Below are 11,368 nucleotides of genomic sequence, written 5' to 3'. Positions count from 1 at the left end.
CCGGTCACTGGTTGAAGACGGCCTTCTGCACCTCGTTCGGGCCCTCGAAGCGGTCCTGCTTCAGGCTGTCGAGGCGGCTGACGACCTTGTCGTCGGCGTGGTTGCTGCGGGCACGTTCCACCAGGTGCTTCTTGTCCGTCGGGTAGTCCATGCCCTTCAGGGCCTTCTGCAGATCGGTCGGGCTGAGGTCGGCCATGAGAGCCTCCCGTGGGTGGTGCGACCGTCCGCGCGGGGCGGCCGGCTGGTACGGATGCCTTCGTGCTGTCGGAGTGCCCCGCAGGACGGCAGTGATTCAGTCGTTCCCGATGTCCAGCACCGCCATGGCCGCGTTGTGCCCCGGCACCCCGCTCACCCCGCCCCCGCGGACCGCGCCGGCCCCGCACAGCAGCACGTTCGCGTGCCGGGTCTCCACGCCCCAGCGGCCGGTGCCGTCCTGGGCGTGGGGCCAGCTCAGCTCGCGGTGGAAGATGTTGCCGCCGGGCAGCCCGAGGTCCCGCTCCAGGTCGAGCGGGGTCCGGGCCTCGATGCAGGGCCGTCCGTCCGCGTCGGTGGCCAGACAGTCGGCGAGCGGTTCGGCCAGGTGGGCGTCGAGCTGGGCGAGTGTCGACTTCAGCAGCTCCTCGCGTACGGCGTCGTTGTCCCGCTCGAACAGGCGGGCCGGGGTGTGCAGGCCGAAGAGGGTGAGCGTCTGGTGGCCCTGGTCGGCCAGGTCCGGGCCGAGGATGCTCGGGTCGGTGAGCGAGTGGCAGTAGATCTCGGAGGGCGGAGCCGCGGGCAGGTCACCGGCGGCGGCCTGGGCGTGGGCGGTGGCCAGCTGCTCGTAGCCCTCGGCGATGTGGAAGGTGCCGGCGAACGCCTCGCGCGGGTCGACGGCGCTGTCGCGCAGCCGGGGCAGCCGCGTGAGCAGCATGTTCACCTTGAGCTGGGCGCCCTCGGCGGGAGCCGGGGGTGTGTCGCCGGTCAGTTCGGCCAGGGCTTGCGGGGAGGCGTTCACCAGGACGTGCCGGGCGGCGACGGTGCCCTCGCCGTCGGCGGTGCGGTAGGTGACCTCGGCCGTGCGGCCGTCCGTGGCGATGGCCAGCGCCTCGTGGCCGGTGGCGAGGACCGCGCCCGCGGCTCGTGCCGCGTCGGCCAGTGCGTCGGTGAGGGCGCCCATGCCGCCGACCGGCACGTCCCAGTCGCCGGTGCCGCCGCCGATCACGTGGTAGAGGAAGCAGCGGTTCTGCTTCAGCGACGAGTCGTGGGCGTCGGCGAAGGTGCCGATGAGCGCGTCGGTGAGGACCACGCCGCGCACCAGGTCGTCCCTGAAGTGCTCCTCGACGGCGACTCCGATCGGCTCCTCGAACAGCATCCGCCAGGCCTCCTCGTCGTCGAGGCGGCGGCGCAGTTCCTCGCGGGTGGGCAGCGGCTCGGTGAGGGTCGGGAAGACCCGCTGGGCGACGCGGCCGGTCATGCCGTAGAACTCCTGCCAGGCCCGGTACTCGCGGTCGGAGCCGGTGAGCCGGGCGAACGCCTCCCTGGTCCGCCGTTCACCGCCGCCGACGAGAAGCCCGGTGGGGCGGCCGTCGCGTTCGGCGGGCGTGTAGGAGGAGATGGTCCGGGTGCGTACCCGGAAGTCCAGGTTCAGGTCCCGCACGATCTTCTTCGGCAGCAGACTGACCAGGTACGAGTAGCGCGACAGCCGGGCGTCGACCCCGGCGAAGGGCCGGGTGGACACCGCCGCGCCGCCGGTGTGGTCCAGCCGTTCCAGCACCAGCACGGAACGGCCGGCCCGGGCCAGGTAGGCGGCGGCGACCAGGCCGTTGTGGCCGCCGCCGACGATGACGGCGTCGTACGTCCGGTGTGCGCGGGGTCCCAGGGGTGCGGTCATGGTTCTTCGTAACACGGGGTGATCCGGATCGGCCAGACGAACGGCGACCGGGCATCTCGACAGTGCGGCACGGCCCGGCGGACGCAGGGCTGCCTGCTTTGGCCGGCTGCCGGCTGCCGGCTGCGCACGGTCGCCACCGGCGCACCGCGCGCCCCCGCGGCGGACGCCCGTCCCCACGCGACGCCGCCCCCGGCACACCAGCGCGCGTCACCGCCCGGCCAGCGCGCGCTGCCCGCGTACGACCGCCACCTGGCACACCCGCCCGTCGCCACCCCGCCGACGCCCGCTGCCCGCGCACGGCCACCCACCGGGCACAGCGAGTCGCGTCATCCTCCAGCCGACGCCCGCTGCCCGCGCAGGGCCGCCACCCTCCGGTACAGCGCCACCGCCTCGTCGCTCCGGCCCAGCTGCTGGAGGCAGTGCGCTTCGTCGTTGCGGCTGGCGAGGGTGTCGGGATGGTCCGGGCCCAGGACGCGTTCGCGGGCGGCGGCCACCCGGCGGTACTCGGTGAGGGCGTCGGACCAGCGGCCCAGCCAGCCGAGGCCCACGGCGACCTCGCGGCGGCTGACCAGGGTGTCCGGGTGGTCGGGGCCGAGGACCCGCTCGCGCACGGCGCTCACCTCGCGGGACTCGGCGAGGGCCTCCTCCCAGCGGCCGAGCCGGCCGAGGTTGACGCAGCGGCCGTGGCGGGCGCGCAGGGTCTCGGGGTGCTTGGGGCCCTGGACCCGGGTGCGGTCCGCGGCCAGGGCGCTGTAGAGGTCCAGGGCCTCCGCGCTGCGGCCCAGGCGGCCCAGGCTGATGCCGATCTCGTGCCGGGCGGCCAGCGTGTCGGGGTGGTCGGGTCCGAGGGCACGGCCGCGGGCCTCGGCGACCTCGCGGTACGTCTCCAGAGCCTCGGCCCAGCGGCCCAGCTGGCCGAGTGCGTAGGCGACCTCGTAACGGGTCACCAGGGTGTCGGGATGGTCGGGGCCGAGCACCCGGGCGCGGGCGGCGGCCACCTCGCGGGCCATGCGGTAGGAGTCCTCCAGGCGGCCCAGGCGGCTGAGGTTGAAGGCGAGGTTGTGCCGGCAGCGCAGGGTGTCCGGATGGTCGGGACCCATCGTGCGCTCCCGGGCGGTGAGCACCGACGTGTACACCCGGTGGGCGTCGAAGGGGCGGCCGAGCTGGCCGAGCACGTAGGCCATCTCCTGGCGGGCCGCGAGCGTGTCCGGGTGGTCGGCGCCGAGCGTGCGGATCCTGGCCTGGGTGACGTGCTTGTACTCGCGCAGGGCGTCCGCGGCGCGGCCGGTGCGGCTGAGGGTGAAGGCGACCTCGTAGCGACTGGCGAGGGTGTCCGGGTGGTCGGGGCCGAGCAGGTGCTCGCGTTCGGCGGCGACCGCCCGGTGCACCTCCCCCGCTTCCGCCCAGCGGCCGAGCCGGCCGAGGCTCAGCCCCGCGTTGTGCCGGCCGGCCAGGGCGGTCAGGACCTCCGGGGACGGGACGGGCCGCTGCTGGGGGGCGGGTTCCTCGACGGGGCCGGTGGCGGGCCGCGCGATCCACTCGCCGGACAGGCCGGACGCCGGGTCCGGCGGCGTGGTGCGCAGTCCGGCGCCTGCCGCCTTGTGGCCGGTGGTCATGCCGTGCGTCCAGGCCGGCAGCCGGCCGGCGTGCGCCACCGCGTCGGGAGCGGGCCGGGCCGCCACGACGGTCGGCACGTACGCGGGCGCGGCCCGGTGCGCGCTGATCCGGCGGGCCAGCTCGCGGGCGTCGTCGGGCCGTTGCCCGGGTTCCTTGGCGAGCAGGTCCAGGATGACCCGCTCCAGGTACCCGGGCAGTTCGGGGCGGTGCTCGCGCGGCGGACGGGGCGGGGTGTCGCGGTGGCCGACGAGGATCGCCCATGCGTCGTCGAGGTCGAACGGCGGTACGCCGGTGGCGAGCTCGTACAGCACGCACCCGAACGAGTACAGGTCGCTGCGCTGGTCGACCTCGTCACCGCCGATCTGCTCCGGCGACATGTAGTGCGGGGTGCCCATGGCGATGCCGGTGCCGGTCAGCCGGGAGGTGAAGCCGATGTCGTGGCCGAGACGGGCGATGCCGAAGTCGCAGATCTTCACCGTGCCGTCGCCGATCCGCACGATGTTGGCGGGCTTCAGATCGCGGTGGACGATGCCCTGTTCGTGGCAGTAGGCGAGGGCGGCGGCGACCTGCTCGGCGATCTCCACTACGTCCGCGACCGGCAGCGGGTGCTGCTTGTTGTCCTCCAGGAGCTGGCTGAGGTTGCGGCCGTCCAGCAGTTCCATGACGAGGTAGAGGACGCCGTCGGACTCGCCGAAGTCGTGCACGACGGTGATGCCGCGGTGCTGGAGCGCGGCGGCCACCCGGGCCTCACGGCGGAACCGTTCCCGCAGCACGCGGGTGAACGCGTGGTCGTGGTTCGGGCCCAGCGGTTTGAGGCACTTGACGGCGACGTGCCGGCCCAGGGACTCGTCCCGTGCCCGCCACACCTCACCCATGCCGCCGCGCCCGATCCGGTCGAGCAGCCGGTACCGGCCGTGGATCAGCCTGGTCTCCCCCATCTCGCGCGACGCTCCCCCCGGTAGCTGTTCGCCCGCCCCTCCCCTGGCCCACCCAGTATGGCGGGCTGTCGTCCGAGTTTGTACGGTGCCGGACGCGCGTCCGGGCCGAGCCTCGCCATGGCCCGCAGGATGTGTTTGGGCGGGAGTTGCCACCGCACACGTGCGGGAACGCGGCGCAGCAGGAGGCCGGTGAGACGCAGTTGCCGGGTGACGGTGGCGGGTGCGGGGGCCGGTCTGCCGTACAACTCGTGGGCGTACGGAGGCAGGGAGGCGTACGCCAGTTGTGCCACGCGCCGCCACAGCACCTCGCGCAACGGTACGAGAAGGGGATGCGTCGGCGGGCGGAGCAGGAAGTCGTCCACCTCGCGCGCCTCGGGTCCGGCGGCCAGTTCGGGGCGCACCTTCTCGAAGTACGCCGCGAGTCGGGCCCTGTCGGCGGGTACGGTGCCGGGGTCGAGGCCCACCAGGCGTGCGCTCTGGCGGTGTTCGGCGACGTAGCGGTCGGCCTCGGCGTCGGTGAGCCGGAACCCGGACCTGCGCAGGACGTCCAGGTAGGAATCGATCTCGGCGCAGTGCACCCACAGGAGCAGACCGGGTTCGTCGACACCGTAGCGCTCGCCGGTGTCCGGGTCGGTCGCCGTCAGCATGCGGTGGATCTTCCGGACACGGGCGCCCGCCCGCTCGGCGGCCTCGGTGGTGCCGTACGTCGCCGTGCCGACGAAGTTCGCGGTGCGCATCAGGCGTCCCCAGGCGTCACGCCGGAAGTCGGAGTTCTGCATGACGCCGCGTACCGCGCGGGGGTGCAGGGCCTGGAGGTAGAGCGCCCGGATGCCGGCGATCCACATCATGGGGTCGCCGTGCATCTGCCAGGTCACCGAACCGGGTCCGAACAGCCCGGGGTCCGCGCCGGTCATGTGACTCACCTCCGCCCGGCGCCCACGATGACACAGTTCGAACAATCGGTCGATGCCGCCGGGTTCGTCGCCCCGCCCTGCCGTTCACCCCCTGCCGTCCGATTGTTGAGATTTAACCCACCCGGCTCAAGCTTTGGTAAGGCTCTCCTTATATGCTGACGCCGCCGATCAAGCTCCACACGGAGCCGCTGCGGCATGCCCCACCTCCGCACGACAGGACTGACATGCGCACCACCTCCCGCGGTCTCATAGCGGCGCTCGTTCTCCCCCCTCTGCTGGCCGGCTGCTTCGCGCCGAGTGACAGCGGCGACGGCACGGGGGCCGGAGCGGGATCGGGCGGGCGGCTGCGGGTCGCGCTGGCCGTGCCCCCGGTGCAGGCGCTCTCCCCCTACAGCAACGACGCCACCGTGCTGAGCAAGCTGTCCGTCGCCGAGGGCCTCACCGCCCTCGACCGGAACGGCACGGCCAAGCCCGCGCTGGCGAAGTCCTGGAAGCAGGACGACGACACCAACTGGACCTTCGAACTGCGCAAGGCCGAGTTCCAGGACGGCACCGAGTTCACCGCCCAGTCCGTCGTCAACGCGCTCGACCACGCGAGCGCGGCCAAGCCCAAGCCCCGCGTGCTGAGCGACGTGGCACTCACCGCCAAGGCCGAGGACGCCGACACCGTCACCCTCACCACCAAGTCGCCCGACCCCGTGCTGCCACTGCGGCTGGCCAGTCCCGCACTGGCGATCCTGTCGGCGAAGGCGTACGGCAAGGACGGCGCCGCCAGCCCGGTCGGCACCGGCACCGGCCCGTTCGAGATCACCCGGCTCAGCGGCAAGACCAAGGCGAAACTCGACCGCTTCGACGGCTACTGGGGCGGCAAGGCGAAGGCGCCCGGCATCGACGTGAGCTGGATCGCGGACGGCACGGCCCGCGCCAACGCGCTGCGCGGCGGCGAGGCCGACATCGCCGAGTGGATCCCCACAGCCCAGGCGAAACTGCTCGACAAGGACACGCGGCACGAGGTGCCCTCCGTCCGCACCGACAGCCTGATCCTCAACACCGGCAGCGGCCTGTTCACCGACGCCGGTCTGCGCGCGGCCGCCCGTGAGGCCGTCGACGGTTCCGCCCTCGTCGACTCCGTCTTCGGCGGGTACGCCGACCCCGCGCAGGGCCTGTTCGGGCCCGCCGTGCCGTGGGCCGCCGACAAGCGGGTGGACGTGACCGGCCGCGCCAAGGCCGACACCGCCGCCCAGGTGAAGGCCGGGACCAAGGGCAGGACGCTGCGGCTGGCCACCTACACCAACCGGGCCGAGCTTCCCGAGGCCGCGACGGTGCTCCAGCAGCAGCTGGAGAAGGCCGGGTTCACCGTGAAGCAGGACGTGCGCGAGTACACGCAGATGGAGGCCGACCTCCTCGCCGGGAAGTACGACGCCCTCGTCTTCTCCCGGGTGACGCTCCTCGACACCGGTGACGCGGTCGACTACCTCGCCAGCGACTTCACCAGTGAGGGCGTCTACAACATCCCCGGGCTGAAGGACGGGGCGGTGGACAAGGCCATCCGGGCCGCCGCCGCGGAGCGCGACACGAAGCGCCGCCAGGAGAAGATCATGCGTGCGGAGGCGGAGATCCTGCGCACCGACGCCGTCGTTCCGCTGGTCCACGAGCAGGCGGTGCAGGGCATCGCCACCGGTGTCGAGGGCGTGATCCTCGACCCGCGCGAGCGCTCTCTCGTCGACGTCGACACGCACGCCGGGTAGCGCATGAGCGTCGCCCACGCCCCCGCCGTCCGCCTGTCCCTCTGGCCGGCGGCGGCCGGCCGTTTGCTCGCCGGAGCCGCGCTGCTCGGTGCGGTGGCCCTGCTGCCGTGGCTGACCGGCGCGGACCCGGCCCGCACGGTGCTGCGGGCCCGCTCCGCCGACCAGAACCCGACAGCCGCGGAACTGGCCGCCGTACGGGAGCAGCTGGGACTGGACGAGGGGCCGTTCGCACATCTGACGCACTGGCTGGGCGGCCTGCCGCGCGGGGACGCGGGCGTCTCGTGGGTCTCCGGCGAACCGGTCATGCCGCAGGTGGGGACCGCCCTGTCGGTCTCCCTGACGCTGATGCTGGGCGCGTTCGTGGTGACCGCCCTGGTCACCGCACTGGTGTGTGCCCGCACCGTGTTCCTCGGCTCCCGGCGACGGCTGCGGCAGGACCGGGCGGGCACGACGGCCGCCGTGCTGGCCGCCCTGCCGAAGTTCCTGCTCGCCTCGGTGCTGGCGACCGTGTGCGGGGTCTGGTGGGGGTGGTTTCCGTCCAGCGGCTGGGAAGGGCCGCAGTCGATGGTGCTGCCCTCGCTCGCCCTCGGCATCCCGTCGGGTGCGATGCTCGGCGGGCTGCTCGACCAGGCGCTGCCCGCCGCCTTCCACGAACCGTGGGCGCGCACGGCGTACGCCGTCGGGCTCCCGCCCGGCAACATCGCCCGCAACGCGCTGCGCCGCACCCTGCCCGGCATGCTGCCGCAGTTGCTGCCGACCGTCGTGGCCCTGGTCGGCGGTGCGGTCGCGGTGGAGAAGATCTTCAACATCCCGGGGCTCGGCCGGCTCGCCCTGGAGGCCGCCGTCGCGCAGGACCTCCCGGTGCTCCAGACCGCGACCCTCGCGCTGGTCCTGCTCGGCGTGAGCGCCGGCATCCTGATCCGGGCCCTGCGCCACGCGCTCCTCGGCCGCCCCCTGCGCGACGGCGCCCTGCCGACCCTGCACCGGCCCCCGCTCGTCCCGCCGCGTTCCCTGCGCTGGATCACCGCGGCATGTTCGGTGGTCCTGATCGCCCTCGTCACGGCGGGCCTCCTGCGCGACCCCTTGCAGGTCGACACGGCGGCGCGGCTGGTGGCCCCGTCCCCCGAACACCCCCTGGGCACGGACGCGCTGGGCCGGGATCTGCTGGCCCGGCTGGGCCACGGGGCGCTGCGCACGGCCGGTGTCGCCCTCGCTGTGACGGTGGTCAGCGCGGTCACCGGTCTTCTGCTGGGCATGGCACCGCGGGCGAGCGCCGGTCCCACGGAGGTCGTGTCGACCCTGCCCGCGGTCCTCTCCGGACTGCTGATCGCGGGCGTGACCGGGCCGTCGGTGTGGGGCGCGGCGTGCGCCGTGTGCGTGGTCGGCTGGAGCCCGTACGCCGCGCAGACCGCCGCGCTGCTCGAACAGGAACGCGCGAGCGGTCACATCGCCGCGTCCGTCGCACTCGGCGCGGGACGGCTCCACCTGCTGCGCCGTCACCTGCTCCCCACGGTGCTGCCGGCCCTTCTGCGCAACGCCCTGCTGCGGCTGCCGACCGCCGTCCTGGTGCTGGCCTCGCTCGGCTTCCTCGGCCTGGGCGAACAGCCGCCCACCCCCGAGTGGGGCCGGCTCCTGTCGGAGAACCAGCCGTACGCCGAACTCGCCCCCTGGACGGTGCTCGGGCCGGCCGCCGCGCTGGTGGTGCTCTCCGTGCTGGCGGTGACGGGCAGCGCGCTGGGCCGCGGGAAGGGCGAGTAGCAGGCGCCCCGGCCGGTGGACTCCACGGGCCGGGGCGCCTGCTGCTCGCCCTTCAGACGGGGCGCGTCTCGTCGACCACGTAGCCCCGCCGCTTGTCCACGACGTTGCGCAGAGGGCGACCTTCGATGTGCCGGGTGAGGTTGTCGAGGAACACCTCGACGAGTGCCTCCCGCTCGCTGGTGGTCTCGCCCGCCGTGTGCGGGGAGATCATGACGCCGGGCATGTCCCACAGCGGCGACCGGGCCGGCAGCGGCTCCTGGCCGAAGACGTCCAGGGCGGCGCCGGCGAGCCGGCCGGCGGCGAGGTGGTCGATGAGCGCCTCCTCGTCGACGAGTCCGCCCCGGCCGACGTTGATCAGCCGGGCCCCCGGCTTCATGGCCGCCAGCACGGAGGCGTCGACCATGCCCCGGGTGTCCTCGGTCAAGGGCGCGGCCAGGACGACGTAGTCCGCCTCCGTCAGGGCGGCGGACAAGGCCGTCGAGCCGTGGACCGTACCGAAGTCGGGGTCGTCCGTGCGGGCCTTGCGGCCGGCGCCGCAGACCCGCATCCCGGCGGCACGCAGCAGCCGGGCGATGGCCCGGCCGATGGGCCCCGTGCCCCAGACCAGCACCCTGCGTCCGGTGATGCCCTCACTGGGTCGCGGACGCCACTCGCGACGCCGCTGGTGCTCCCAGGTGCCCGGGAAGTCCTTGGCGAGGGCGAGGATCAGGCCGAGGACGTACTCGGCGGTCGGCCGGTCGTAGACGCCGCGGGCATTGGTGAGAACGACGCCCGGATCGTCCACCAGGGCGGGGAAGAGCAGGGAGTCCACGCCCGCGGAGGAAGCGTGCACCCAGCGAGGTGCCTTCTCGGGGTTGTCGGGCCAGGCTTCGCGGATGGCCGGGGTGATGGTGACCCAGGCCAGGAGGGCGTCGGCGCCGGGGAGGAGGTAGGGCAGTTCGTCCTCGGTGGCGTAGACGGTGTCCGCGAGGCGTTCGATGAGTGCGGTGGCGGGTGGCCGGTTGCCCCGGTAGAGGACGACGAGTCGGTCGGGCATGTCAGGCTCCGACAGGGACTGCGATGTACTTGTACTCCAGGAACTCCTCGATGCCGACGCGTCCGCCCTCGCGGCCCAGGCCGGACTGCTTGACGCCGCCGAAGGGGGCGGCGGGGTTGGAGACGAGCCCGGTGTTGAGGCCGATCATGCCGCTTTCCAGACGCTCGCTGACGCGCAGGGCGCGGTCGAGGTTCTGGGTGAACAGGTAGGCGGCCAGGCCGAATTCGGTGGCGTTGGCGGCGACGACGGCCTCGTCCTCGGTCTCGAAGGAGAGGAGGGCGGCGACGGGGCCGAAGACCTCGGTGTCGTTGATGGCGGCGTCGGCGGAGACGTCGGTGAGCACGGTGGGCGGGTAGAAGCAGCCGGGCCCTTCGGGGAGTTCGCCGCCGGTCAGGATCGTGGCGCCGCGCTTGACCGCGTCGCGGACGACGTCGTGGGCCTTGGCGCGGCCGGCGACGTCGATGAGGGGGCCGACGTCGGTGCCGGGTTCGGTGCCGGGGCCGACCTTCAGGGCCGCCATGCGGGCGGTGAGGCGGGTGGCGAACTCCTCGGCGACGGAGGTGTGGACGTAGATGCGGTTGGCGGCGCAGCAGGACTCGCCCATGTTGCGCATCTTGGCGACCATCGTGCCTTCGACGGCCACATCGAGGTCGGCGTCGTCGAAGACGATGAGGGGGGCGTTGCCGCCCAGCTCCATGGAGGTGCGGATGACGGTGTCGGCGCACTGGGCGAGCAGGATGCGGCCGACCTGGGTGGAGCCGGTGAAGGAGAGCTTGCGGATCTGCCCGCCGCGCAGCAGGGGCTCGACGACTCCGGCCGCGTCCGAGGTGACGACGATGTTCAGCACACCCTCGGGCAGGCCGGCTTCGGTGAGGATGCCGGCCAGGGCGAGGGAGGACAGGGGGGTCTGGGGGGCGGGTTTGAGGACCATGGTGCAGCCGGCGGCGATGGCGGGGCCGATCTTGCGCGTGCCCATGGCGAGCGGGAAGTTCCACGGGGTGATGAGCAGGCAGGGGCCGACGGGCTGGCGGGTGACCAGCAGGCGGTTCCGGCCGTCCGGGGCGGTGGTCATGCCACCGTCGATGCGGACGGCTTCCTCGGAGAACCAGCGGAAGAACTCGGCGGCGTAGGCGACTTCGGCACGCGCCTCGGCCAAGGGCTTGCCCATCTCCAGCGTCATCAGCAGCGCGAGGTCCTCGGTGCGCGCGATGATGATGTCGTAGGCACGGCGCAGGATCTCGCTGCGCACCCGGGGCGCGGTGGCGGCCCAGGCCGCCTGCGCGGCGACCGCCGCCTCGGCGGCACGCCGGCCGTCCGCGGGCGAGGCGTCGGCGACCCGGCACAGCTCCTCACCCGTGGCCGGGTTGTCGACGGACAGCGTCCGGCCGGACTCCGCGTCCTGCCAACCGCCGCCGATGAAAAGCTGCTTGGGAACGTCGTGGACGACAGTCATCTCGGGGTCTCCTTGTATGCGTAGAGGTGCGCTG

Annotated in this window: 8 protein-coding genes; 2 read left to right on the top strand and 6 right to left on the bottom strand. The window is 73.5% G+C overall.

Going from position 1 to position 11,368, the window contains the following annotated elements:
* Positions 1–4 precede the first annotated feature (4 nt).
* From AOQ53_RS05625 to AOQ53_RS05610, 4 genes are all read right to left on the bottom strand, one after another.
* The gene (locus AOQ53_RS05625; protein WP_059415484.1) at positions 5–196 is read right to left on the bottom strand and encodes a DUF2795 domain-containing protein; all 192 of its coding nucleotides are present in this window, start codon (positions 194–196) and stop codon (positions 5–7) included.
* A gap of 96 nt (positions 197–292) precedes the next feature.
* Positions 293–1,870 carry a phytoene desaturase family protein gene (locus tag AOQ53_RS05620; RefSeq protein ID WP_099054532.1) on the bottom strand — a complete coding sequence of 526 codons (1,578 nt, stop codon included), beginning with the start codon at positions 1,868–1,870 and terminating at the stop codon, positions 293–295.
* Positions 1,871–2,196: 326 nt separating this feature from the next.
* A complete protein-coding gene (locus AOQ53_RS05615) occupies positions 2,197–4,425 on the bottom strand; it encodes a serine/threonine-protein kinase (protein WP_059415481.1) in 2,229 nt (742 codons plus the stop codon).
* Positions 4,407–5,339: an oxygenase MpaB family protein gene (locus AOQ53_RS05610; RefSeq protein ID WP_059415479.1), complete on the bottom strand. Its 933-nt coding sequence runs from the start codon at positions 5,337–5,339 to the stop codon at positions 4,407–4,409. The genes AOQ53_RS05615 and AOQ53_RS05610 overlap by 19 nt, the downstream gene beginning before the upstream one ends.
* Positions 5,340–5,563: 224 nt before the next feature.
* On the opposite strand from AOQ53_RS05610, the gene AOQ53_RS05605 reads away from it, so the two are divergent.
* On the top strand, positions 5,564–7,087 hold the full coding sequence (locus AOQ53_RS05605; protein WP_059415477.1) for an ABC transporter substrate-binding protein: 1,524 nt from the start codon (positions 5,564–5,566) through the stop codon (positions 7,085–7,087).
* Positions 7,088–7,090: 3 nt separating this feature from the next.
* Entirely contained in the window at positions 7,091–8,845 is a 1,755-nt protein-coding gene (locus tag AOQ53_RS05600; protein WP_059415475.1) for an ABC transporter permease subunit, read from the top strand.
* Between the two features lie 52 nt (positions 8,846–8,897).
* Here the strand turns inward: AOQ53_RS05600 and AOQ53_RS05595 are convergent, their stop codons facing one another.
* Together AOQ53_RS05595 and AOQ53_RS05590 are read right to left on the bottom strand one after the other, a co-directional pair.
* Positions 8,898–9,881, bottom strand: a complete 984-nt coding sequence (locus tag AOQ53_RS05595; protein ID WP_059415473.1) for a D-2-hydroxyacid dehydrogenase — start codon at positions 9,879–9,881, stop codon at positions 8,898–8,900.
* A gap of 1 nt (position 9,882) precedes the next feature.
* The gene (locus tag AOQ53_RS05590; RefSeq protein WP_059415472.1) at positions 9,883–11,334 is read right to left on the bottom strand and encodes an NAD-dependent succinate-semialdehyde dehydrogenase; all 1,452 of its coding nucleotides are present in this window, start codon (positions 11,332–11,334) and stop codon (positions 9,883–9,885) included.
* Positions 11,335–11,368: the final 34 nt, after the last annotated feature.

It is taken from the genome of Streptomyces azureus (genome assembly GCF_001270025.1).
Lineage (GTDB): Bacteria > Actinomycetota > Actinomycetes > Streptomycetales > Streptomycetaceae > Streptomyces > Streptomyces azureus.
The sequence above is the reverse complement of the archived record's forward strand: the minus strand, read 5'-3'. Positions and strand labels throughout refer to the sequence as shown.